Annotated in this window: 24 protein-coding genes; 16 read left to right on the top strand and 8 right to left on the bottom strand. The window is 44.3% G+C overall.

Features of this window, described 5'->3' with window-relative positions; all coding sequences use genetic code 11:
• Window positions 1-89: 89 nt before the first annotated feature.
• From DSM107010_RS16800 to DSM107010_RS16760, 11 genes are all read left to right on the top strand, one after another.
• Window positions 90-1,388, top strand: coding sequence for an ABC transporter substrate-binding protein (locus tag DSM107010_RS16800; RefSeq protein ID WP_084739185.1), 1,299 nt, complete (start codon window positions 90-92; stop codon window positions 1,386-1,388).
• 226 nt (window positions 1,389-1,614) lie between these two features.
• The gene (locus DSM107010_RS16795; protein ID WP_106170385.1) at window positions 1,615-2,535 is read left to right on the top strand and encodes a carbohydrate ABC transporter permease; all 921 of its coding nucleotides are present in this window, start codon (window positions 1,615-1,617) and stop codon (window positions 2,533-2,535) included.
• A 2-nt stretch (window positions 2,536-2,537) separates the two neighbouring features.
• Window positions 2,538-3,359: a carbohydrate ABC transporter permease gene (locus DSM107010_RS16790; RefSeq protein ID WP_015156658.1), complete on the top strand. Its 822-nt coding sequence runs from the start codon at window positions 2,538-2,540 to the stop codon at window positions 3,357-3,359.
• Complete coding sequence (locus DSM107010_RS16785; protein WP_127023412.1) at window positions 3,305-3,523, top strand: hypothetical protein; 219 nt, start codon at window positions 3,305-3,307, stop codon at window positions 3,521-3,523. The genes DSM107010_RS16790 and DSM107010_RS16785 overlap by 55 nt, the downstream gene beginning before the upstream one ends.
• Before the next feature lie 45 nt (window positions 3,524-3,568).
• Window positions 3,569-4,714: an ABC transporter ATP-binding protein gene (locus tag DSM107010_RS16780; protein ID WP_015156659.1), complete on the top strand. Its 1,146-nt coding sequence runs from the start codon at window positions 3,569-3,571 to the stop codon at window positions 4,712-4,714.
• On the top strand, window positions 4,680-6,164 hold the full coding sequence (locus tag DSM107010_RS16775) for a mannitol dehydrogenase family protein (protein WP_106169973.1): 1,485 nt from the start codon (window positions 4,680-4,682) through the stop codon (window positions 6,162-6,164). Before DSM107010_RS16780 ends, DSM107010_RS16775 begins: the two co-directional genes overlap by 35 nt.
• Before the next feature lie 114 nt (window positions 6,165-6,278).
• Window positions 6,279-7,355, top strand: coding sequence for a fatty acid desaturase family protein (locus tag DSM107010_RS16770; RefSeq protein WP_241994238.1), 1,077 nt, complete (start codon window positions 6,279-6,281; stop codon window positions 7,353-7,355).
• Window positions 7,356-7,367: 12 nt separating this feature from the next.
• Window positions 7,368-7,511, top strand: coding sequence for a hypothetical protein (locus DSM107010_RS38495; RefSeq protein ID WP_158631800.1), 144 nt, complete (start codon window positions 7,368-7,370; stop codon window positions 7,509-7,511).
• Complete coding sequence (locus tag DSM107010_RS38490) at window positions 7,495-7,638, top strand: hypothetical protein (RefSeq protein ID WP_158631799.1); 144 nt, start codon at window positions 7,495-7,497, stop codon at window positions 7,636-7,638. The genes DSM107010_RS38495 and DSM107010_RS38490 overlap by 17 nt, the downstream gene beginning before the upstream one ends.
• A 21-nt stretch (window positions 7,639-7,659) precedes the next feature.
• Entirely contained in the window at window positions 7,660-8,484 is an 825-nt protein-coding gene (locus DSM107010_RS16765) for a hypothetical protein (protein WP_199755579.1), read from the top strand.
• Window positions 8,481-9,701 (top strand): DNA adenine methylase, encoded by a 1,221-nt coding sequence (locus DSM107010_RS16760; RefSeq protein ID WP_106168588.1) that lies wholly within the window; start codon window positions 8,481-8,483, stop codon window positions 9,699-9,701. Before DSM107010_RS16765 ends, DSM107010_RS16760 begins: the two co-directional genes overlap by 4 nt.
• A gap of 46 nt (window positions 9,702-9,747) precedes the next feature.
• On the opposite strand, the gene DSM107010_RS16755 is transcribed toward DSM107010_RS16760, so the two are convergent.
• The 3 genes from DSM107010_RS16755 to DSM107010_RS16745 all read right to left on the bottom strand — a co-directional run bounded on the left by DSM107010_RS16755 (window position 9,748) and on the right by DSM107010_RS16745 (window position 12,505).
• On the bottom strand, window positions 9,748-10,512 hold the full coding sequence (locus DSM107010_RS16755) for an MBL fold metallo-hydrolase (protein WP_106168592.1): 765 nt from the start codon (window positions 10,510-10,512) through the stop codon (window positions 9,748-9,750).
• 56 nt (window positions 10,513-10,568) lie between these two features.
• A complete protein-coding gene (locus tag DSM107010_RS16750) occupies window positions 10,569-11,585 on the bottom strand; it encodes an ABC transporter substrate-binding protein (protein WP_106168589.1) in 1,017 nt (338 codons plus the stop codon).
• Between the two features lie 92 nt (window positions 11,586-11,677).
• Window positions 11,678-12,505 (bottom strand): ABC transporter ATP-binding protein, encoded by an 828-nt coding sequence (locus DSM107010_RS16745; RefSeq protein WP_015156664.1) that lies wholly within the window; start codon window positions 12,503-12,505, stop codon window positions 11,678-11,680.
• A 590-nt stretch (window positions 12,506-13,095) separates the two neighbouring features.
• Here DSM107010_RS16745 and DSM107010_RS16740 point away from each other — a divergent pair.
• Window positions 13,096-13,950 (top strand): ABC transporter permease, encoded by an 855-nt coding sequence (locus tag DSM107010_RS16740; protein WP_106168590.1) that lies wholly within the window; start codon window positions 13,096-13,098, stop codon window positions 13,948-13,950.
• Window positions 13,951-14,072: 122 nt separating this feature from the next.
• The gene (locus DSM107010_RS16735) at window positions 14,073-14,672 is read left to right on the top strand and encodes a cysteine hydrolase family protein (protein WP_015156666.1); all 600 of its coding nucleotides are present in this window, start codon (window positions 14,073-14,075) and stop codon (window positions 14,670-14,672) included.
• Window positions 14,673-14,960: 288 nt separating this feature from the next.
• Here DSM107010_RS16735 and gntT read toward each other — a convergent pair whose 3' ends face one another.
• Window positions 14,961-16,325: a guanitoxin biosynthesis MATE family efflux transporter GntT gene (gntT, locus tag DSM107010_RS16725; RefSeq protein WP_106168593.1), complete on the bottom strand. Its 1,365-nt coding sequence runs from the start codon at window positions 16,323-16,325 to the stop codon at window positions 14,961-14,963.
• 330 nt (window positions 16,326-16,655) lie between these two features.
• On the opposite strand from gntT, the gene DSM107010_RS16720 reads away from it, so the two are divergent.
• Window positions 16,656-17,330: an SDR family oxidoreductase gene (locus tag DSM107010_RS16720; protein ID WP_106168591.1), complete on the top strand. Its 675-nt coding sequence runs from the start codon at window positions 16,656-16,658 to the stop codon at window positions 17,328-17,330.
• On the opposite strand, the gene DSM107010_RS16715 is transcribed toward DSM107010_RS16720, so the two are convergent.
• Both DSM107010_RS16715 and DSM107010_RS16710 read right to left on the bottom strand, forming a co-directional pair.
• Window positions 17,317-17,736 (bottom strand): hypothetical protein, encoded by a 420-nt coding sequence (locus tag DSM107010_RS16715; protein WP_127023409.1) that lies wholly within the window; start codon window positions 17,734-17,736, stop codon window positions 17,317-17,319. The two genes, DSM107010_RS16720 and DSM107010_RS16715, sit on opposite strands and share 14 nt — an antisense overlap.
• Window positions 17,726-19,156 (bottom strand): S41 family peptidase, encoded by a 1,431-nt coding sequence (locus tag DSM107010_RS16710; protein ID WP_127023406.1) that lies wholly within the window; start codon window positions 19,154-19,156, stop codon window positions 17,726-17,728. Before DSM107010_RS16710 ends, DSM107010_RS16715 begins: the two co-directional genes overlap by 11 nt.
• A gap of 184 nt (window positions 19,157-19,340) precedes the next feature.
• Here DSM107010_RS16710 and DSM107010_RS16705 point away from each other — a divergent pair, with 184 nt between their 5' ends.
• On the top strand, window positions 19,341-20,693 hold the full coding sequence (locus DSM107010_RS16705; protein ID WP_181246448.1) for a deoxyguanosinetriphosphate triphosphohydrolase: 1,353 nt from the start codon (window positions 19,341-19,343) through the stop codon (window positions 20,691-20,693).
• A gap of 344 nt (window positions 20,694-21,037) precedes the next feature.
• Entirely contained in the window at window positions 21,038-22,042 is a 1,005-nt protein-coding gene (locus DSM107010_RS16700) for a glycosyltransferase (RefSeq protein WP_106168894.1), read from the top strand.
• A gap of 18 nt (window positions 22,043-22,060) precedes the next feature.
• Here DSM107010_RS16700 and DSM107010_RS16695 read toward each other — a convergent pair whose 3' ends face one another.
• A complete protein-coding gene (locus DSM107010_RS16695; RefSeq protein ID WP_106168893.1) occupies window positions 22,061-22,933 on the bottom strand; it encodes an inositol monophosphatase family protein in 873 nt (290 codons plus the stop codon).
• A 167-nt stretch (window positions 22,934-23,100) separates the two neighbouring features.
• Window positions 23,101-24,639 carry an anthranilate synthase component I gene (trpE, locus tag DSM107010_RS16690; RefSeq protein ID WP_106168892.1) on the bottom strand — a complete coding sequence of 513 codons (1,539 nt, stop codon included), beginning with the start codon at window positions 24,637-24,639 and terminating at the stop codon, window positions 23,101-23,103.
• Window positions 24,640-24,722: the final 83 nt, after the last annotated feature.

The raw sequence follows: 24,722 nt of genomic DNA, 5'->3' as shown, positions 1-24,722 counted from the left end.
AATTTCATTTAATTTTTTAACATCAAAGGAGTTATGCGGTGCGTATCCCCCGCTTCGCTAAAGTACTGGTTGCATTCCTGACTGGGTTGATGCTGGTGCAACTGCTACACGCTTGTTCGTCTTCATCAGCCGCCGAGAAAACTAGACTGACGATCGCCACCGTTAACAACGGCGACATGGTTGTCATGCAGGGGCTTTCTCGCCAGTTTGAACAAGAAAACCCCAATATCGAACTCAGGTGGGTGGTGCTGGAAGAAAACGTGTTGCGCCAACGCACGACTACGGATGTTGCCAGCCAGGGAGGACAATTTGATGTCTTGACAATCGGTTCTTATGAAACCCCAATATGGGCGAGACGAGGTTGGCTAACACCATTGAACAACCTACCTGCTAGCTATGACGTAAACGATCTGCTAAAACCCATCAGAGAAGGACTTTCCAACGACGGCACGCTCTACGCGCTGCCGTTCTATGGAGAAAGTTCAATGCTGTACTACCGCAAAGATTTGTTTGCCAAAGCAGGAATTAGCGTTCCCGAACAACCAACATACGCTCAGATCGCACAGTGGGCGAGTAAAGTTCACGATCCGGCAAACGGGGTATATGGCGTTTGTCTGCGAGGAAAACCTGGCTGGGGCGAAAACATGGCATTTCTGTCTACCTTGGTCAACACCTCCGGCGGGCGCTGGTTTGACATGAAGTGGCAACCTCAGCTCGATACTCCAGCCTGGAAAGAGGCAGTAGGATTTTACGTCCAACTGCTACAAAAATATGGACCCCCAGGAGCCAGTTCTAATGGATTCAACGAGAATCTCGCGTTGTTCTCGACGGGTAAATGCGGCATGTGGGTAGATGCAACCGTTGCAGCGGGACTGTTATCTAATCCGAAAGAATCCCAAGTCGCCGATCGCGTTGGCTTTGCCCGTGCGCCAATTGAAGAGTATCCTAATGGATCGAACTGGCTATGGGCTTGGGCGTTAGCAATTCCTCAAACCTCAAAATCTCCCGCAGAGGCGCAAAAGTTCATCGCCTGGGCAACATCCAAGGAATACATCCAATTGGTTGCGAACAAAAATGGCTGGGTTGCCGTTCCACCAGGGACGAGGACTTCCACCTACAACAATCCCAATTATCAAAAAGCCGCACCGTTTGCTCAGATTGTCTTGAACTCAATCCAATCTGCCGATATTACCCATCCCGCCGCCGAACCAACTCCTTATAAGGGAGTTCAATATGTAGACATTCCAGAATTTCAAGCGATCGGCGCTTCTGTCGGGCAGACCATCGCCGCCGCACTGACCAACAACATTTCGGTAGATCGAGCATTGCAACAATCGCAGAGTGCAACCGAACGGTTTATGAAACACACCGGATATATTGACCAGTGAGTCGTAGGGACGGGTTTCCAAACCCGCCCCTACGACTCCCGACTCCTGTACGGGCGGGTTTCCCAAATAGACTCTGATGCTAACTACAGATTTCGGGTGAACCCGCCCCTACAATTTTTGACTTTTGTACGGGCGGGTTTACCGATCGTATTTGATTCTGACCAGTATTTCGGGTGAACCCGCCCCTACAATTTTTGACTTTTGACTTTTAACTTTTGACTTACTTATGTCTTCCTCATTAGCTGTAAAGCCTCAACAGGCAACGCCACCACCTGCCAAACGTTCTAGGCGACAGACATCGACCTTACCTTTAGTTGCGCCTTCGGTCATTGTGCTGCTGCTGTGGATGATTGTGCCTCTGGCGATGACCTTATGGTTTTCCTTTCAGCGATACAACCTGCTGAATCCAGATGCCCGCCGATTCATCGGAATTGAAAATTTCACCTTCATCCTCACCGATCCGGCATTGTGGACGGCGATCGCCACCACTTTAATTCTGGTCGCCTCGGTGTTAGCAATTACGATCGCGCTAGGCACGTTACTCGCGGTCTTATTTGACCAAGACTTTCCCGGTCGCGGGATTGCGCGGGTACTGGCGATCTCGCCATTCTTCGTCATGCCTACAGTCAGCGCCTTGATCTGGAAGAATATGTTGATGCATCCAGTCAACGGACTGTTTGCTCAAATCACAAGAGGATTGGGCTTAGGGGCGATCGATTGGTTTGCCGATTTTCCCTTGCTGGCGATTATCATCATTGTTTCGTGGGAGTGGCTGCCCTTTGCACTGCTAATTTTACTCACAGCCATTCAATCTTTAGACCGCGAACAACTAGAGGCGGCGCGGATGGATGGGGCAAATGCGATCGCCTTATTTCGTTTCGTTATGCTACCGCATTTGAGTCGCGCTATTGCTGTAGTCGCTGCGATCGAGACGATTTTCTTCCTGACGATCTTTGCCGAAATCTTCGTGACTACTGGTGGTGGACCCGGACTGGCAACTACTAACCTTGCCTATTATATTTTCCTCAAAGCCTTACTAGAATTTGATGTCGGTGGTGCTTCAGCGGGTGGATTAATTGCCGTCCTCCTTGCCAACATCGTCGCAATCTTTTTGATGCGTAGCGTTGCTCGTAATCTGGATACATAATCATGGCACGTAAAAATTCTCGCCTCTGGCTCTGGACAATTCTAGGATGGCTAGCTGCTGCCATCTTGTTTTTCCCGATCTTCTGGATGTTTATTACCAGCTTCAAAACTGAAGTAGCAGCAGTTTCAACTCCACCGCAATTGTTTTTCCAGCCTACATTGGAAAACTATGTTGCCATCCAAGATCGGGCAGATTATTTCAACTATGCGTTTAACAGCATAGCCGTCTCACTCGGTTCGACAATACTCGCGCTACTGCTTGCCGTACCTGCTGCCTATGCAATGGCATTCTTCCCTACTAAGCGCACCAAAGGAACCTTACTGTGGATGCTATCTACCAAAATGCTGCCACCCGTAGGCGTATTAGTGCCGATCTACATTCTGTGTCGCAACTTGGGATTGCTAGATACCCGCATCGGTTTGATTATCATTTATACCCTGATTAACTTGCCGATCGTTGTCTGGATGATCTACAGCTTCTTCAAAGAAGTTCCCAAAGATATTCTCGAAGCCGATCGCATGGATGGGGCAAACACGCGCCAAGAACTGCTCCATGTCTTGCTACCCCTAGCATTACCTGGAATTGCCTCCACCGCGCTGCTTTCAATTATTTTGTCATGGAACGAAGCCTTCTGGAGCTTAAACCTGACGACAGCAGATGCAGCCCCACTCACAGCATTTATTGCCTCATTTTCCAGCCCCCAAGGGCTATTCTGGGCAAAACTCTCCGCCGCATCAACACTGGCGATCGCCCCCATCCTGATCTTCGGTTGGCTCAGTCAACGGCAACTGGTACGGGGGTTGACGTTTGGAGCAGTGAAGTAGGGGACAAGGGGGACAAGGGGGACAAGGGGGACAAGGGAGCAATTCAAAATTCACGCATTCAAAATTTCCTACACCCCACACCCCACAACGCCAGTTGCTACAACGGGGGAACCCCCCGCACCGCACTGGCTCCCCCACACCCTATTTACTGCTGGTTCTACTAGCCACCAGCCACTAGCCACTCATAACAATCACCAATTCCCAAAATTATGTCAACAGTTACTTTAAGAAATATCCATAAACGGTATGCCGATACTGAGGTGATTAAAGGTATCGATCTTGATATCGGCGATCGCGAATTTGTTGTCTTTGTCGGTCCTTCTGGTTGTGGCAAATCAACTTTGTTACGGGCGATCGCTGGACTGGAAGAAATCACATCTGGCGATTTACTCATTGATGGCGTGAGAGTAAATGACGTGCCACCAGATAAACGCGGGTTGGCAATGGTGTTTCAAACCTATGCCTTGTATCCCCACATGACGGTAGCAGAGAATATGGCGTTTAGTCTGCGCCTAGCGGGTGTTCCTAAGGCTCAGCGTCTTGAAAGAGCGAAAGAAGTTGCCCGTATCCTTCAATTAGAACCGCTATTAAATCGGAAGCCTAGAGAACTATCGGGAGGACAACGCCAACGGGTAGCGATCGGTCGGGCTTTGGTGCGCAAACCTAAAGTCTTTTTGTTCGACGAGCCGCTGTCAAACTTGGATGCAGCCTTGCGCGTACAGATGCGGATCGAACTTGCTAGCCTTCATGATACTTTGCAAGCCACGATGATATACGTGACGCACGATCAAGTGGAGGCGATGACACTAGCTGACAAAATTGTGGTGTTGCAGGGTGGTATTGTCGAGCAAGTCGGATCGCCGTTGGAACTGTACCACCATCCCCGCAATTTATTCGTGGCTGGGTTTATCGGTTCGCCTAAAATGAATTTTCTCTCAGTGACGGTGACAGCTGTAAATAATTCTGGGACAACAGTTGCACTGCCTGGTGAGGCAACAGTAACAATTCCCGTCCAGCCTGGATTGTCGGTAGGAGATAGAGCCACGCTGGGGATTCGTCCCGAACATTTGCGACTCGATCGCCATAACGCCACGCTCAATGGCGAAGTACTTGTTGTAGAACGGTTGGGTGGAGAAACTTTTCTCTACGTCAAGATTGCGGGTGGCGACACGTTAATTGTGCAAACAGACGGAGATAATCCCAGCCGGATGCACGATCTCGCACCGCTCCAGATTAACGGCGATCTCTGTCATTTATTTAACCAGCAAGGTGAAGCTATTCCTAAAGTTCGTCGTCACCATTTAACTACTGATGAATTCCATGAACAGCAATATCAGCACAGGCTCAACAATTAAGCTGAATGAAGCTTCCTTATCTCGTTTGCCGAACAACATCCGCGTTCCCAATTACGATCGCCACTCCTTAGTTAATGGCATCGTCCACATTGGTGTGGGTGGATTCCATCGAGCGCACCAAGCACTATATCTTGATAACTATTTGCAGCAATCTCGCGATCGCGAATGGGGTATCTGCGGGGTGGGACTGCTGGAATTCGATCGCCGGATGCGCGATGCTTTGCATTCTCAGGATTGTTTGTATACTTTGGTGGAACGCTCGACTGAAGGCGATTGGGCGCGTGTTATTGGCTCGATTACACGCTATCTCTTTGCCCCAGATAACCGCGCCCGCGTTATTGACGCACTGGCAGATCCCCACTGTCGAATTGTGACGCTGACGATTACAGAAGCAGGCTATTACTACATTGAAGGTAGCGGCGAATTTGATGCTCACCATCCGACAATTCAGCACGATTTACAACATCCACACGAACCAATTGGGGTCTATGGCTTTTTGACAGCAGCACTGAATAAGCGTCGCCAACAAGGATTGCCACCGTTTACGGTGTTATCATGTGACAACCTACAGGGTAATGGCAATATTGCCCGTAAAATGTTAACTGCCTTTGCTCAAATGCAAAATCCAGAGTTAGGAAATTGGATTAGCGATCGCGTCACCTTTCCTAACTGCATGGTCGATCGCATTACTCCCGCGACAACAGCAGCCGATCTCAAAATGGTGGCGGAGCAATTTCAGATTGATGATGCCTTTCCAGTTGTGGCAGAACCATTTCTTCAGTGGGTCGTTGAGGATAACTTTTGTGCGGGTAGACCGGATTTAGAATCTGTAGGCGTACAAATGACCGATGACGTTCATCCTTATGAGATGATGAAAATTCGGTTACTCAACGCCAGTCACTTACTCATTGGTTATCTCGGCACTCTGGCAGGATATACCTACGTGCATGAGGTAATGGCAGATCCGGCAATTCGGCAAGCCGTCGATCGCCTGATGGCAGAAGTTACACCCACGCTTCAACCCGTACCGGGAATCGATCTAGACGCTTACAAACAGACGTTAATTCAACGATTTGCCAATCCTAAAATACAGGATCGGCTACCGCGTTTGTGTCTCAATAGTGCTGCTAAGATGCCAAAATTTATTCTGGGTTCGTTGCGTGACGCTCTACAACAGGATGGGGCGATCGAATATATGAGTCTGACGATTGCTGCTTGGTTCCGTTACCTGAAGGGACAGGATGACCAAGGCAACGCGATCGAGATCGACGATCCTATGGCAGATATTTTGACACAACGCGCTCGTTCCGGCGGCTCCGATCCTCGACCTTTACTCGGTATATCTGAGATTTTTGGCGACTTATCGCGATCGCCGCGTTTTGTGGAGACAGTTGGAAATTACTTACACAGTTTGGATGAATTTGGAGCCAAAGGAACGCTAGCTCGATAGCGATCGTTTCCTACTGTTCTCTTTCTCCAACTAACTGTATTTTTCAAAACATATTTCATGCATGGACACCCGTATGCTGAATCCGAGGCTAGATTCGGAAATCCATTTAGTGATATGACTACGGCAGCTACCCCAGATGCAAGTTTCTATATCAACGATCGCAACTACTGGATTAACGGTGCGGCGTTAGCCTACGTCTTGGTAGGATACAGCTTTGCCATCTTCTGCATCGTGCAGCATTTGTGGTGGTTAAACCTCTTGGGTACGGTGTTATTAACCCATACGCTAATTTGGGCAGCATACTTCGTCCATGAATTTATTCATGGCAACATTTTTCGTAACCCGCGCTGGAATGTCGCATTTGCGCAGGTAATGTTATTTCTGACAGGTTCTTGCTACAGTCGTTATCGCGATGTTGCCAGCAACCATTTAGCCCATCATAAAAACAGGGCTGACTTTTCTGCTTTTTCCCTACCAGATTTCCTCCAAACTGCACCAAAGCCGATAGTACGCCTAATTGTGGCGCTGGAATGGCTTTATTTTCCCGCTATTAACTTTTTGTTGCGGTGGTTTAATGCCCTTTCTCCATTTTTGGGACAACAGCGCCGAGATGAACGAGTGCGTAACGGTTTGTTACTATTACTCCGAGGTAGTCTATTCACAGCCTTAGCAATCTATTCTCCCCGTGCTATTGTTCTTTACTTTTTCGCTTATATTTGCTTTATCAACATCCTGAGATTTATTGATTGCTTTCAGCACACATACACTGTGTTTCAGCTAGGTCAATCCTTACCGCAATACAGTTTGGAACATGAGGAAGCAAATACTTTCTCTAACCTCATTTCTCTGCGTTGGTCTTGGCTAAATGTATTGCTGCTAAACTTTGGCTATCACAACGCCCATCATCGAGTTATTCGCTGTCCTTGGTATCTTTTGCCTAAATTAGATGCCGAATTATACCCCCGCAACTACCGTCAGTACGTGACGCTACCTCAACTCATCGCTAACTACCATCGTTTTCGGATTCATCGCTTGTTTCACGGTCAGGGAACGGTTGTGGATACGGAAACGGGACTGAATTTAGATAACTTTGTCGGGGCGGTTGGAGTATCTTTTCTATTTTCGCGGGAGCCGATAGACTGGTTAAAGCTTCCTGCTAGTAGCGATGAAAGTGCGATTGCCTCAGTTTAAGGGAGTAGTAGCATGGATGCAGTGGCGATCGCTACTCTGAGTTGGATGGAATATCAGCATTTAGTGCGATTGGAGTCAATTCCAAACGATCCGCCTGCTGATTTTCCACCCTATGACGTTTACCCCCCCACCATCCTGAGTGGGTTCCGCCCCTGAAGTGCTGTCTTCAGCCAAAGCCGCCAGTGTAGAAAAATGTGCTTTGATGGTAACCCAGGTTACGGAAAGTATTGCAGAGGCGGTAAAGCAGGAATTTTTGGTTTTGCAAAGTCTAGATATCAGTTAGGCTCACTTGCTGTATACTTAATTGACCCAATTAGAAAATTCTGAAGCGATCGTGACCGACGAAAGCCTTTATCTCAAAAGATTTCTAGATCCGATAAAACTATGTAGGCGATACAAGCCCAAGTTAGGACTAGGAAATAAGGAAGAAGGGCTAGACTTGACAAGGTTTTTATCGCTTTATGGAGCAGATCCATTTTACTCGTGGATTGGTCTTAACTCAGATTTGATGTACGCTGCCCATAAAGCTGCTGGTGGAATGACTTCTGTTTATCGGCAAATCGGTAGGGGTTGTGAAAATCTATTTAGACAGATAGTAATCGATCGGACAGGGTACGAAGATCCAAGATATGCTTTATGGTCTTACACAGCTAAGACAAAAAATGATAGAGATAAAACACTGTCATTGGACGCTCGACTAGAACTTGCCGAAATTCAAAATTCCGATGTGAAAGCGAGAGTTGTTCAGTGGATTGCAGATTACAGTAGCTTCCTTAGCGTTCCCGCACCAACAAGGGGAGTCGTGTTTGAAGTGCGGCAAGGATATAAAAGTAAAGATAGTAAGAGGCAGAATGCCGATCTAGATAATATCGCTGTTGCTTGGGCTAATGGCTACCTGCCAATCTTTGCAATTTTCTCATCACAAATTGATGCCGATTTAGTATTACGTTATCGAAATAGTCGAGGCGGAATAATTATTGGAACTACAGTAGGTAGTAGTCAAATATCACTATTTGTTTTCTGTAGAGAAGTTTTAGGCTACGATCTAGCAGATTTCTTTCGTCTAAACTCCCAGGAAATAAAACAGGAAATATACATTACGTTAGAAGCTTTACTAAGTCCAAAATGAAGTTAACTACTATTAGTCAAAAATCTGATTATACTTTCAAATACAATCGTATTCTTGGACGGCATGGATGGTTACGACTTACTCCAGCGTATGGAGTAAAACTTGTTGAGAAGCTTTTAATTTCTGTAGAAAAAGATGCTTGTATTCTCGATCCTTTTTCTGGAACAGCTACGACAGCACTTGTTAGCGCTGAGTATGGAAACCAAGCATTTGCCTTCGACATCAACCCATTTCTTGTTTGGTTAGGAAATGTGAAGTGTCAAAACTATTCTCAGGAGTACATAAATAGCGTTCGTAGCTTAGCAAAAAAAGCATTGCAAAAGTACAAAAACCTTGTAAAAGAAGATAATTGGTTGCCCAAAATATTCAATATTGAACGTTGGTGGTCTGGTTATACACTCAAACTTCTTTCAGCTCTTAGAACCGCTTTGGTCAACTATTTTGGCGAACCTGAAGAAGATAAAAATAATGGGATTATTTGGATTGTATTTTGTCGCTTAGTAATTGAAACTTCTTCCGCAGCTTTCAACCATGTTTCGATGTCATTTAAAGATACAGTAAATCACTTTGCAATTGAATCCATTGAGAAACTCTTTTTGACAATTCTAGATTGCATATTAGAATCGGCAGAGACAGCTATTCAAGGTAATGCAAAGGTATTTAAAATAGATGCTTGCAAGATAAATAGTTTCAGTAATGTACAAATAGACAAGGTGATAACTTCGCCACCTTATCCTAATCGAATTAGTTATATTCGCGAACTGCGTCCATATATGTACTGGACTAAGTTTATTACAGAAGCTAAAGAAGCAGGTGAAATAGATTGGGCTACAATTGGCGGAACGTGGGGGGTTGCTACTAGTCGTCTTCTCCTATGGAAAATGGAAGAAAATATCCTACCAGAAGAACTTTTTGCAACTGTAGAAAAAATCAAATTTTCTAATGGGAAAAACGCAAATCTTTTAGCAACTTATGTATTAAAATACTTTCACGATATGCATCTACATTTGGCTTCAATTAGGCAGGTTCTCAAAGATGGAGCTGAGTTAAATTATATTGTTGGAAATTCTACTTTCTTCGGCAATACAGTTGATACAGCAGCTTTAATTTCTAAATCCATGCATATGCTTGGCTATCAGAAAATTCACTCTGAAATTCTTAGGAAACGAAACTGTAATAAGGCACTGTATGAATATTGCATCTCCGCAACTTGGTAATTAGACTAAAATGGTTGAGAATCGCATATTTTTAATATACGGATACCTACAATTTTTCTGAAGGACAACCTGGTTTGCGCCTTGCTGCTAAATACTCGGCGATGATTTGTTGATATCTCTCTTTGCCAAAAAACGTGTAGTGACCGGGATAAACTGTCTCTATTGGCAGTTTTTCTAACCGTTCGTAGGTAGCAATATAAGTAGGGATATCACTGCAATGAAGTTCGTCTAACAACTCGCCATCATAAATCACATCTCCAGAGAACAAATCTTGAGATTTGGGTTCATATAAAGCAATACAGCCAGGGGAATGTCCAGGGAGATGCAACACCTCAAAAGCGCGATCGCCTAAATCTAATACGTCTCCTTCTTGGAGAATTTGTGTAGGTTCTGCTGCATTTAAGGTATATGTTTCGACTGTAAATCCAGGGTAAGGTAGCAAGTCGAAATGTTCTTCTAATACCCAGCCTTGTGCTGGCGTACACAACGCCTCATAATCATCTCCTTTTTGCAGTGCTTCGGCTTCCGCCGCATGAATGGCGCGTTCGTCGAATTCGTGCATCCCACCCGCATGATCGAAGTGAATGTGAGAGGCGATCGCCAGTAATGGTTTATCAATTAAACTAGCAATATATTGCCGCAAACTTGCTACCCCTAACCCAGTATCGATTAAAAGATCGCGATCGCGACCTTTAATTAACCAGAGATTTGCCCGATTCCACCAATAGTAATGCGGTTCGCTAATTAGGTAGAGGTTGTCACTAATTTTTTGCGTCGAAAACCAGCTTTGACAGACAGCTTTAGAGTGCATCATGGTGAGTGGTAGTAAGGTGGGCAATGCCCACCTTACAATTTGGATGATAAAGTTTAAGTTGATTTGACTATAGAATCATCGTACAAAGATTTCAGCTCAAGAGGTTTAGGAACTATTTTAAAGTCATAAGCAGCTCTTGCCGTCAGCTCGAAATTTTTCATTGCATTATTGGGATGATTTAAATTAAATGCAATTGACTTGTTACTGTCCAAATCAAAAATCTTGACCCCCGCAATTTGTTCTTTTGCTTCCTCTGGGGTGACTCCTAACTTTTGAGCAGCAATTTTGATTGCTTCTTCATCACCAGAATTCACTAACTTAACTCCCTTATCGATCACCCGCACATAAGCCTGAAGATCCGCTTTGCGGCTTTCAATCAGTTTTTGTCTTACGACTAATACATCAGCAATTAAATTCGTATCTTTAGTGGTAAAAATAATTTTTCCTCCACTTTCCTTGGCTGCTTTAGTCAACCAGGGTTCGTAAGATACGGCAGCATCGACACGTTTGGCAGCAAATGCCGCTGCTGCATCTGCGGCAGTTAAATCTCTTACGATCGCATCTTGTTCGGTCAATCCGCCTTTCTCTAAGTAGCTACGTAATAAAACCTTCTCAAATAATATATTTTCTCTAGCAACGGTTTTTCCTTTCATGTCTTTGGGACTGTTGATGTTATGACCTAAAATACCATCCGATCCATTTGAATAATCGACAACATAGAACATCCGAATTGACGGATCTTTGCTAATCATTTGTACTGCATCTCCTGATGTTACCCAGCCTACGTCAACTTTTCCAGCTAGAAATGCAGTAATACCTTCTGTTGCACTCTGAAAGAAAGTTTCTTGCACCTTGATGCCTTCTTGACTAAAAAAGTCTTTTTGGAGTGCGACATAGTGACCTGAATATCCAGGCCAAGGATTAATACCAGAAATCAATACTTGAGGTTGAGGCGTAGGAGATGAAGGGGAAGAAGATGAAGTTGTTGAAGTTTGAGGAGAACAAGCAACAGCCCATAACAAAGATATCAAAGCCAGCACAATCAAACGTCTTGCAGGAAATTTAACCATCACTTACACTCTATTTCTGAAAGTTACACGAATAAGTCTTTCTTTCCGACTCCCATACGGGCGGGTTTGGAAACCCGCCCCTACCGACTCCCCTACTCACCGCGCAAAGCGTGCAGAATTTGACGTTTTATCTCAACAAATTCTGATGAGAGTTTAATTTCTAAATGACGATTGGCTGGCAAATTGACAGGTATTTCTAGTTGCAGCCGACCGGGATGACTGCTCATGACATAAATGCGCTGGGAAAGAAAGATTGCTTCTTCGACATCGTGAGTAATCATCAATACAGTCGTATGAGTTTGCTCCCAAAGTTCTAACAAAAATTGCTGCATTTGTTCTTTGGTTTGAGCGTCCAAAGCGCCGAAAGGTTCATCCATCAATAGTACTTCTGGTTCGTTGGCTAAAGCACGAGCGATCGCAACTCGTTGTTTCATTCCACCTGATAATTGTTTTGGGTAAGCTTTAGCAAACTGAGTTAAGCCAACTACGTTCAAGTAGTATGCTACCCGCTCTCGCTGCTCCGCTTTGGACATTTTACGCAACTGCAAACCAAATGCAATATTTTGCGAGACTGTTAGCCAAGGATAAAGCGTGTAGCCTTGAAACACCATACCGCGATCGCTCCCAGGACGACCAGTCACAGCCTGACCGTCAACTAATACTTGACCTGCGGAAGGAGTTGTGAGTCCAGCTACGATATTAAGTAGAGTAGATTTACCACACCCAGATACACCAACTAAACAAACAAATTCTCTAGGGTCCAGTTGGAAGTTAATCTTTTCTAGTACTACCAATTCCTTACCACGATTGGAATAGGATTTGCAGATTTCTCGGACTTCCAACTTAGGTTGATTTAGATCGGCTCGTCCCGATTGGGTTGATTGTTCCCGCAATTGACCGTTGAAGCGGGTATCAAGCATAAGCTACGCATTCCTACATCTAAAAATTATCGCGATCTATACTTTTGTCAAGTTGCTCTAATTCAGTTAATCTCAAGCCATTCAGTAAAATTGTTAATTGAGATACAGATTTTTGGCTATGAATGATGCCTCTTTAAAGGTAATAGTTTGCTAACATACGATTCACGACTTCCGACTTCTCAATATAGCTTTAAAGCGCGATCGCCAATCAACTATTTTTATCAGTACGATCGCAGTTGCAAGAGAAAAAAACAAAGGAGCGATCGCCGCGCAAATTGTTGTCAATAGGGTACAAAGTATTACCTAAATGGAAGTAAACTAGTTTACACCAATTTCTTTCAATTATGATACTTGATTTGAGTATAAATAGATACAAACATATAAATTCAGCAACTGTAATAGTATTAAAATAAGCTGCCCAAATCTTGCTTTTCTCTACACTATGCTTTTTAGTAGCAGAAGACTGAGACAACCGATCAACAATTCAGCAAAATAACGGAATTCTTCACAGCGATCGACTCACATCCTCTGCTGCTCCAGTTACTGAAAGTTTCTAAAGTATTTGCTAATAGATGGAGGTAATACCACTGGTGGCTCAATCTAGTTTCAGTAATTCAGATCTAGCTTCGCCTCGTCAAAACCGCTATCTCGAACCTTCCGTGTTTTGGAGCATCCGCCAAGGTTTCCCCCGTTGGCTGGCAATGGCGATCGCCGCAACATCTCTCGCAGTACCGTTAATATTATGGGCGATCGCGAGTTACGCGGGTTGGGTTCCGCCAATGTTTCTCCCCACACCAACAGCGGTTCTCCAAGCTGGTATAGATATGTTGACTCAGGACAATCTCATTATGGATGTCCTCGTGAGCTGCGGTCGGGTTCTCGGCGGTTTTCTATTTGCCGCAATTATTGGAGTACCAATGGGAATCGCAATGGGAACTTTCTACAGCATGGAAAGCCTATTCGCTCCCATTGTCGGTACGGTGAGATATATGCCTGTCACCGCATTTGTACCGCTAATTGTGATTTGGGTTGGTTTAGGTGAAGAAGCCAAGATACTAATTGTCTTCTTGGGTGTCGTACTGTACAACGCCATCATGGTAGCAGATGCGGTCAAATTCATTCCCAACGAGATGATTAATGTTGCCTATACTTTAGGGGCAAATCGTCGCGATGTCTTGTTCAAAGTGATTGTGCCAGCAACATTTCCTAGCGTTCTAGATACTCTACGAGTTAATATTTCTGTAGCTTGGAACTTTTTAGTCATTGCCGAATTGGTAGCAGCTCAAAGCGGTTTAGGTTTCAAAATTATTCAAGCTCAACGATTTCTGCAAACAGAGAAAGTATTATTTTGTATTGCTTTAATTGGCGCGATCGGTCTGCTAATTGACTACAGTTTGAAGTGGCTCTCCAGACAGCTTACCCCTTGGGCAGATCAAACCCGATAGAATCAGTTATCAGTTATCAATGTAGAGACGTTACATGTAAAGTCTTTACAAAGTTATCAGTAACAAAAGACCAATTACCAACTACCAACTACCAACTACAAATTACCAATTACCAATCAGTGATGAACCTCAAGCTAGAGCCAAATAAAACTGCCTTAATTTGTGTCGATCTGCAAACTGGAGCGTTCACAGGAGATTGCACGCTTTCCTATGTTGGTATTGCTCAATTGTTGCCCAAGGCAAAGCGAGTTTTAGCAGCAGCGCGTCAAGCAAAACTACCAATTATTCACTGTAAAGAAGTCCATCGTAAAGAAATGGTGGATTTTGGACGGGAGTTAGATGGTGCAGAACCGATTCACTGTTTGGAAACTTGGGCTAGTACTGATTATTATTGTGAATTAGCTCCAATTGACGGAGAATTTACAATTAGCAAACGTCGCTACAGCTGTTTTTTTGGTACGGATTTAGAGATCCTGCTGCGGGGGTTGAAGGTAGATACTTTAGTATTAATTGGTATGATGACGAACGTTTGCGTGCATTACACGGCAGCGGATGCTCATCAGCACGATTACCACTTCCACGTTATTGAAGATTGCTGTTCTGGTTCCGATTGGGACGCACATTGGGCAGCGCTAACGGCGATGGAATATTTGCAAACAGGCGCGAGAATTTCACACGCTGCATTTGTTGAAGCGATATCAGGTAAAGTTCCAGCAGCTTGAGACGAGTATTTTTGGATGCAGGGATTGCGTCAATACATCTCTGTTGTGATGCCAAGATTTTGAAGCTCCCCCAACTCCCTTTTTAAGGGGGCTTTGTTCTCTCTGTTTGATGGCAAGAAGCAGGCGATACCATTTTGATCTGACTGCGCCACGGAAGATCCCCCCAACCCCCCTTAACAAGGGGGGCTATGAGCGACCGATTTAGTGCAAGAATAAATAGAATTGGTACGAGGAGTTAGAAAAACAACGCCGTAAAAAGAGACTTTGTTCCCCCCTTTTTAAGGGGGGCTAGGGGGGATCGGATCTCTGGCAACGATCGATAGAATTAGTCTTGAGGGTTCTCGGCACAAATATTGCCAAACTCAAAGCTCTGACAACCATAAATAAAGCCAGAGACAACCAGAGTAGATGAGTGTTACGGAAATACCACGCAGCGATAGCCATTGGTGCAAATCCCAACGAAGCAGCCGCAAGCACCGAAATTCTCAAAATCCGACCTGCCGTTAAGCCGAGAAAGTAACCATCTAACATGTAGGCGATCGCCCCAAACCCCAAAACTGGTAGCAACCAGCCTACATAACTGCCAATTCGTCCCAAAATTGCACTATGGTTAGTCAATAACCCGAATAAGGGTGTGGGGATGAGAATGAAGGCGATCGCAAACAGTATTCCTACGCTCAAACTTGCTGTTCCAGATACCCATATGAGTTGGGTTAATTGGGCGATCGCTCCTCTGCCTAGAAAAACTCCGGCTAGGGTTTCGGTGGCGAAGGCAAGTCCATCAATAAAGTATGCTGTCAGCGTCACCACTTGTAACAATACCGCATTGGTAGATAAAATCTCCGTTCCCAAGGTCGAACTAAGATTGGTAAATACGGCAAATGTGGAAACTAAAGCAAAGGTGCGGACTAGAATTTCGCCATTGAGCGCGAATGCTGCCCGTAGATCGCTGGAATTGAGAATTTGTCTGACGAATGATGCTTTTGCTGGATGCTGATGTATTTTTACAAGTGGGATTTCTCGATTGATTAAAATCAGCCCTACTAGCAACATGAGGTACTGAGCGATCGCCGTTCCTAGTCCTGCTCCAGTACTTTGCCATCCCCAGCGCACAATAAATAAGTAATTTAGCACCACATTAGATAGATTACCGACAGCCGAGAGCAAAAATACCTTGCCACTTTGCGATCGCCCCAAGAACCAACCAATGAGTACAAAGTTGAGCAAGGTCGCTGGTGCGCCCCAAATGAGAGCATCGTAATATGCTTGACCGGATGCTTTGACTTCTGGTGTTGCACTCAGGAGGGTAAAGCCTAGCATTCTCAAAGGCTGTTGCAAAACTAAAATCAATAATCCCAACGAGAGTGCTATTAAGCCGTTACGTAAGCCTATAAGTATGACTCCTTCTCGATCTTCCCGCCCGATCGCTTGAGCAGTCATTCCCGTTGTCCCCATCCGTAAAAAGCCAAATGTCCAGTAGATGTAATTAAATAGAACAGTTGCTAAAGCGACTCCTGCTAGGTAACGAATTTCCGGTAAATGTCCCAAAAAGGCGACATCCACTAACCCAGCTAAGGGAACCATGAGGTTTGAGAGAATGTTGACGATCGCCAGTTGGAAAAAGTGACGCAGAAAGCTAGAACGAGATGGCAATGCTTTTAAACCCCCTGCATACTTTCCCCTACTGCTTAGCAAGTCACAAGTTAAAAGTTAAAAGTCAAAATTGTGAAACTCACTATAGTGTCTCTATAACTAAATACCACAGTAGACGATTCAATCAATTTCTACATCGCTATTACTAGCCAGCCCGTGTAGAGACGTTACATGTAACGTCTCTACACGAGAAACGTTCACCAATCAAATTGGATTGCTATATCAGTCAAAGACTTTGCCGGGAGAGATTTGAGACATCATACGTCAAAAGGTGTAATCGATCGTCCACAATGAATTGTGTAGCTTGCATACTAGATTGAAATTAGAAACATGACGGATAGTTCTTACATTTTTCTGGCTGGTGCGAGTCGCGGTGTGGGGCGGGAAATTGCTAAATGCCTGGTACAACAAGGTTTGCAGGTAAAAGCATTGTTGCGGACAGCGGCGGCGCAAGCGGAATTAGAAGCGATGGGAATTTCGGTAGTTTTTGGCGATGCGTTGAATGTTGAAGACGTAGAACGGGCAATGCTGGGAGATTCCATCTCTACAGTTATTAGCACGATTGGCGGTTTACCTAAAGATGGAGTCAGAGCCGACTATTTAGGCAATAAGAATCTCATTGATGGAGCGGTGCAAGCAGGCGCACAAAAGTTTATTTTGGTATCTTCTATCGGTAGCGGCAATAGTGTAGCAGCTATACCTCCGCAAGCTTTAGCGACTTTGAAAGATGTTTTAGTCGAGAAGGAACAAGCAGAAAACTATCTTGCAGCAAGTGGTTTGACTTATACAGTCATTCGTCCTGGGGGATTGAAATCGGAACCAGCGACGGGTAATGGTTTGCTAACAGCAGATCCGCGTATTGCGGGAACGATTCATCGCGCTGATGTAGCTCAACTGATTTGTCGTTGTTTAAATTCAGAAAAAGCGAATAATCAAATTCTTTCCGCCGTAGATCGGGAAATGCTTTATACTCCAACTCAATTTGAGGAGTTTAGTTTGAACTAAAAGCTTTCACCCAGCCGAGGCGAATAGACAACGACAGGGCGATCGCGGCAAGGGCAAACCAGACTATACTTTCTCCAGCAGTCGCGATCGCGGGTAAGACTGTCTGGGAGGATTGCAGCGCCATTTCGATTTGAGTTAAGCCGCGCACGCAACCAAAAGCCATAACAGCTCCAGTTTTTAACTGAATATTGCTATCCTCTCGAATGATATAGCGATATGTCACGCCAAATAGAAAGCCACAAACGACTGCGATCGCTCCTGCAAAAAGGCTGGAGAAACTGAAAACGCTGGGGGTAAGCAAGAAGTTATTTACAAAGGTAGTAACGACGAACGCTAAAGCTAAAGTTACAGCTGCTATGGTTCCAGCCTTGAGCGATTCTAATCTTTCTAATTGGTCATTGGTCATTTATAGTTATTCTCCCTTGTCCCCCTTGTCTCCCTTCGCCCCCTAATCCCCACGACCGAAGGGAGTGGGGAAGAGCGAGTTCCCCCTTGTACCCCTTGTCCCCCTTGTCTCCCTTGTCTCCCTGCTCCCAGCTCGTCCCTGCTCCCTGTGCCTGATAACTAGTCACTGTTTCGATCGCCCTTTCTTTTTGCGGGTCTGCGCTTTGGGCGTATTCTAAAGTAAAGGGAACGGTAATATCTGGAGTGATGGGCTTGCCTTCTAGTCTATATTTGCCATCAATTATCACATCAGCGACGGCTAAATAAAGAACGCTGCCATTTGGCATGATAAAAGGACGACCTCCTACTACTGCGCCTGCTGTAGGAGAACCAACGACAGAGCCAATTTTATAGCGCTGGAAGCCAAACGCTAGAATTTCTTTACCGCTTCTACTACCTTCATTGACAAGCATCACGACTGGTTTTTTCCATTGGTAGTTTGCTGTAGACGATTGGCGATCGCGTCCTGTCATGGTAACGCTGGGACCATTGGCAGTATATATATTAAGATAATTGGGCGATGCGCCACCCCATCCATCCCGTAAGTCTAAAACTAATCCATCGGCATCTTTGAGGCGACCGTACATTAAATCTTCTTCAAGTTGCTGCTGGTATTTGTCACCTGCATACGACCAAATATGTACGTACCCAATTTTTTTACCTTCTTTTTGAATAATTTGGGTACTGGCTTGCTGTGCCTTGAGAAACATCGTCGTAGCATCATATATCTGCGGCGTAACCTCAATTTCTTGCTGAGTTTGAGTATCAGCATTTCGCTGAATTGCGATCGCAACTGGCTTACCAACATTTGCAAAAGATTGAATTGGTTGGAAAGGTTTGCCATCTATGCTAATAATGCGATCGCCGACTTTTAATTTGGCTTTCGCCGCCGGACTTCCTTCTAAAATGCCACTAATAAAAGTTTTGCCTTGAATTTCTTTGGTAAAAATGCCAATTCCAGGATATTCAATCTTACCTTGCGGCAAGAATTTTTTTAACTGTTTCTGCAAGTCAGGATTGCGTTTGGCAAAAATACCCAAAAGTTGATAATATGCAGGCTCATCTGCGGTGTAATAGCGCGTGTGAGATGTCCGTAACTGGGACAGCATTTGATTGACAACGGTAGCAAATTCTGGTGTCGATTTCGCTCGAACTGCTTGAGACTTATATTGCTCTCGCATTGCTTTCCAGTCTACGCCGTTGAATTTAGGGTCGAAAAAGTTTTCATTAACCGTTTGCCAGACGCGATCGAATACCTGTGCTTGCGGTTTTGCTAGCAGCGATGGTATTGGTGAGACAAACCAGACTAGAAACAGAGTAGAAATACTAATTAAACAGGCGATCGCCCAACGATTTGACTGAGACAGTTTGAATCTCTGCATTATGGAAGGTTGAGAATTTCGAGCAGGATCTCTAGTCTAGTGCGATCGCCACTCTTACGACTGTCACGTTGTGTTAGGTGAATTAAGCGCGATCGCTCCTTATCTGGGATAGCACAAGCAATAAGTGAGGAATAGACTTATTGTAGGTTTATCCACTGATAAGGGGTATAGAATGGCTACCTTAATGGCATGGTCTAGATTACTATCTCGTAAACGGCTGGGAGAAACTTTTTTAGAAACTTACGAGGCAGAGATTCCAGCACAAAATCGGACATCATTTCAAAGAGACTTCGATCGCATTGTTTTCTCTTCTTCTTTTAGAAGATTAAAGGATAAAACACAAGTCTTTCCTCTATTTAATAACGATTACGTTCGCAACCGTCTCATTCATAGTTTAGAAGCATCTTGTGTGGGACGTTCCCTCGGCACAATTGTCGGGGAAGAAATTATTAAAAGACATAGTAAAAATTTACATGATTATATTGCCTCTGATTTTGGCGATATTATTGCTGCTGCTTGTCTATCACACGATATTGGCAATCCGCCATTTGGTCATACTGGTGAAGATGCGATTCAAGAGTGGTTTAAATCAGTTCGCGCTCAGTCAGTATTACAACAGTTAAATCTACTACAACAAGCCGATCTCACCTGCTTTGAAGGCAATGCCCAAGGATTCAGAATTATAACTCAAAAAGAGAAACAAGCCGATCGCATTGGTTTGCAACTTACCTATGCAACGTTAGGAACTTTTATGAAATATCCTAGAGAATCTTCGATCTCTGGTGAGGTTTTTCCACAATATCAAGGTAAAAGTACAGCTAAGCACGGCTTTTTTCAGGCAGAAAAAAATTTAGTCGAACAAATTGCCACTGAAGTTGGCTTGATTCGTCGCGATGCAAAGTCTGCTTGGTGGTGCAGGCATCCACTCGTATTTTTGATAGAAGCGGCTGACGATATTTGTTATCATATTGTTGATTTAGAAGATGGCTTTCGTATGGGTTATATCACCTATGAAGAAGCAGAAAGCTTATTAAAAACTCTACTTAAAGAAGACAATTTAGAATATTTAGGTAGCGATTTATTAGATAATATTAAATATTTGCGCTCCAAAGCAATTCACCAATTAATCCTTGAAGCTAAGCATATTTTTCTAGACTTCGAGTCTGAAATATTATCTGGAGAATTTGACGCACCTTTAACATCAGTCATTCCTTCGGCAGATAGTCTTAAAGAAATTGTCGATATTACCCGTAGAAAAGTCTACGAATCTTGCGAAGTGATTGAAGTTAAAGTAGCAGGCTATGAAGTTTTAGGAGGTTTGTTAGAAGAGTTTATTACTGCTATTAGTCAAGAGGATCTTTCTAAGAGCTATTTAATTAAAAAATTACTGCCTAATTTTAAAGCAGATGATGAAAACTTAGATTTATACAATAAAATTTTGAAAGTCACAGATTATATTTCTGGCATGACTGATTCTTATGCCGTATCAGTTTATAAAAAAATCAAAGGCATTTCTCTGCCTCGGGGCGGGAAGTAAGCTGCAATTTTGACTCTTTGTCAGCAGACTTGACTTATCCTTGCTTAGCATAAGTCGCGCATACTATTGAAAGAAAAAGCCAGCCAAAAGTAAAGGTATAAGCAGCAAAGCAGAGATAATCAACAGCAAAGTCCCAGGTTCAATTTTGATTTCGTTTTTATCGGGTTCGGGCATTTTGCACCTACAAGCAAACACTCATACTACTTCAGGATAAAAGATTGTTGTCTACCAGTTAAAGCCCTTTTAAGTTGAGAAATGTAAACATAGCTTGCCTCAGATGAGTATGAATGAGGTTGAATTTGGTTTGGATGAGCTAACTTACAGGCAGCAGATGAGGCGATCGCATGAGAAAATTGTATTTCTTAGTACCGGGAACGGGTGGGAAGTTTGCCTGTGGTGGGCTGTGGGCGGAGTTAAAAACTCTAAATCTGGCAAAACAGATTTGTGATGCAGAAGCGGTAACATATCGTCAGCGAGAAAAGGATACGCCGTTTTTAGATGATTTGCTGCAAAGCGATCTGAATCCAGACGAGATCGTATTTGTATTGAGTTGGGGATTTGATGTCGCCAAACTCGCTCATCAGCTCAAACAATATCATGCGATCTATCATGCCCATAGTACGAATTATGGATTTAGGCTTTCAGCCAATATTCCAATTATTACTGTCAGTCGTCATACGATGGGGTATTGGGGACAGCGATCGCCACATTCTCTAATTTATTATTTGCCCAACCAAATTAGCGATGAATTTCACAATTTTAATCGCCAGCGGGATATAGACGTTTTAGTTCAAGCACGAAAATCTTCTCAATATCTCATCCAAGAATTAATTCCTGCTTTAGAACAAAGCTGTCGCGTAGTCGTCGTGAATTCTTATGTTGAAGATTTAGCAGAACTATTTAATCGGGCTAAAGTTTACCTATATGATTCAGCAGAATATTGGGCGCAACAGGGAGTAACTGAAGGGTTTGGACTGCAACCTCTAGAAGCAATGGCATGTGGTTGTCAAGTTTTTTCCAGTGTCAATGGTGGTTTATCCGATTACTTAGATCCTGGTTTTAACTGTTATAAAATTGCTGGATATGCCCGAGAATTTGACGTGCAGCGAATTCTAGAAGTTATAAATCGTCCTCAATTACCTTTTCTCTCTGAGGCTATTTTGACTGAGTACAGGACTGAGAATATTTTGAAACGTTTACAGGTCATTTTACAGGATGTTAATATCTTTTTCGACAAGCGATCGTCTTATGCTCATCCAATTCGAGATTTAACCCCGACAAGAATTGCTCAGTTAAACTTAAAAAGATTCATGAGTAAGTTGAGCAAAAAATATTTTCAAGCACGATAGGAAAATGCCATTACATGCTTACGCTGCCAAACTTTGCACTGCTGTTAATAAGTGCTGGTGTACCGATTCTGATGTAGCGACTATAAGTCCAGGTAGGCTGTAGTCCTTACAGGTGTGCAAGGGAGGAGGAACGGAACCATCATGAGTGGTGACAATACAGCCAGTTTCTCTGGCAAGAAAAGCGAGTGCAGCACCATCAATAAATTTACCAGAGGCGATCGCTGCTCCAGCTATTTCACCAGTTAGAATACCGTTGAGGTTGGAAACTTGAATTTCCCGCGAGTAGGCAGTGGCTATATCTATGACTTCGTAGTCCTGTTGTTTCAATCTCGATTGAAGCGCACTCATCCCCCATCCTAAGAGAATAGTTGGTTTTGGCTGTCCGACTCGTAATGGTTTACAGGCTGCTAAATCCTGTGTCAAAGTTCCTTGGAAAGCGCCTTCGCCACGTAGCGCGTAGTAGTAAGTATTTTGGGCGGGAGAGATGGCTATGACTGCTTCAAAGTCGTCGCAATTGAGAATGCTGAGAATAATTTGATAATTTGCATGTCCGTCAAGGTAGAACTGAGTCCCGTCTATAGGGTCTAGCGTCACGAGATAATCGCCTTCACCACCCAGATCGATCGCGCGAAAATATTTTGTATTGCGCGATTGTTCGTATTCTTCCCCGTAAAATCGGATGTGGGGAAAGTTTGCCAGAAGTGCCACTTCCACTAGATTCTGAATCGCCAAATCTGCATCGGTCAAAGCCGCAGCAAAGAAATTATCTCCTTCTCCTTTCGCCGGAAGTGCGGTAATTTTAGATTGAATCCGATCTGCATAGGCTGCTGCTACTTGAAGATGGGGAAATAAACTTGCGACGATCGCGCGCGGACTCGGTGACTCTGACATAATTCAACTGCTAGAGGACTGAGCAATAGTAGCAAATCCTCAATCTCTTGGCAGCGTCTCTAGAACACAAATTTCACAACCGTTTTCAATTGGGTACAATACATATGTTGTAGGGGCGCACATCTGTGCGCCCCTACCAATGACTGTCAACACAAATTGCTACAAATTTAATTTTTTTCCAAACAACGAATAGCGACTAAAAGACCCCTAGCTTTATTGAGAGTTTCTTCGTACTCTTTTTCTGGGTCAGAGTCAGCTACTATACCAGCACCAGCTTGGACGCTAGCAGCACCATCACGCACAACCATAGTACGGATGGCGATCGCGCTATTCAACTGCCCTTCAAAGTCATAATAACCGTAAACTCCAGAATAAACCCCACGACGGCACGTTTCTAATTCGTGAATAATTTCCATTGCCCGAATTTTTGGCGCACCACTGACCGTACCAGCCGGAAAACAAGCTTTAAGCAAATCCCATGCTATCTTATCTGGTGCGAGTTCTCCCACGACATTGCTAACAATGTGCATGACATGAGAATAGCGCTCGATCGCCATTAATTCATCAACTTTCACCGTACCGCTTTTACACGCCCGTCCCAAATCGTTACGTCCCAAGTCAACTAACATGACGTGTTCGGCAATTTCTTTCGGATCTTTCAACAGATCTTCTGCATAGGCTGCATCTTCCTGGGGTGTTTTTCCCCTCGGACGAGTCCCCGCAATCGGGCGCAAAGTTGCCACCATAGTTCCATTTGGATCTCGTTCTGCTTTCACCATCACTTCAGGACTAGACCCAATGATTTGCCAGTCTTGGAAGTGGAAATAAGCCATATAAGGCGAGGGGTTAATCAGGCGCAGAGAACGATATAAAGCAAACGGATCGCCCTCATAGGTTGTCGTGAGGCGTTGGGAGAGGACGACTTGAAAAATATCGCCAGCTTTAATGTATGCTTTTGCCCGATTGACATTGGCACAGAACTGTTCCCTCGTTACATTACTTGTATATTCTTTTTCCCCCTTGTCCCCCTTGTCCTCCTTGTCTCCCTTGTCTCTTTCTGGGGGTTGCCATTCTAAAACCGTATCCCGATGCGATAGGGGCAGTTGGAGTTTCTCAACCATTTGACGCACGCGATCGCCCGCTTGTTGATATGCTTGCTGGGGATTGGCATTGTCGCGCACGTCGGCATAGGCGATCGCCCAGATTTTGCGCTTGACTTGATCGAAAATGAGTAATTGGTCTATCTGCATCCACAAGCCATCCGGCAGGTCGCTTTCTGTTGCTGGATAAACTGGAACCCTGGGTTCGATCCAACGGATCAATTCATATCCCCAAAACCCAAACAAACCACCGATACCAGGGGGAAGTTGAGGTAACTTCACCGGATGATAGGGTTCTAAACACGATGCTAGGGCAGCAAACGGATCGCCCTCAATCGTGACTTGCGTACCATCGCGATAAGTTTGAATCGTGCGATCGCCTTTTGCCGCTAAAGTCCATAGCGGATCGCACCCCAAGAAGCTATAGCGCCCAATATTTTCGCCTCCTTCGACCGATTCCAACAAGAAGCTATAAGGCTGTCCCGCACACACCTTATACCAAGCAGATACAGGTGTATCTAAATCCGCTACCCATTCTTGGTAAACCGGAATGAAATTACCTTGTGTCGCTAACTGCTGAAATTGAGCAAAATTGGGAAAAATCATGATGAACAAGTCAAAAGTCAAAAGTTAGAAGTCAAAACACTAGATAACCAGAATGTATGGCGAGTATCGCCTACCTTCTGCAC

This window comes from Chroococcidiopsis cubana SAG 39.79 (assembly GCF_003991895.1).
GTDB classification, from domain to species: domain Bacteria; phylum Cyanobacteriota; class Cyanobacteriia; order Cyanobacteriales; family Chroococcidiopsidaceae; genus Chroococcidiopsis; species Chroococcidiopsis thermalis.
This window is presented reverse-complemented; position numbering and strand designations above follow the sequence as displayed.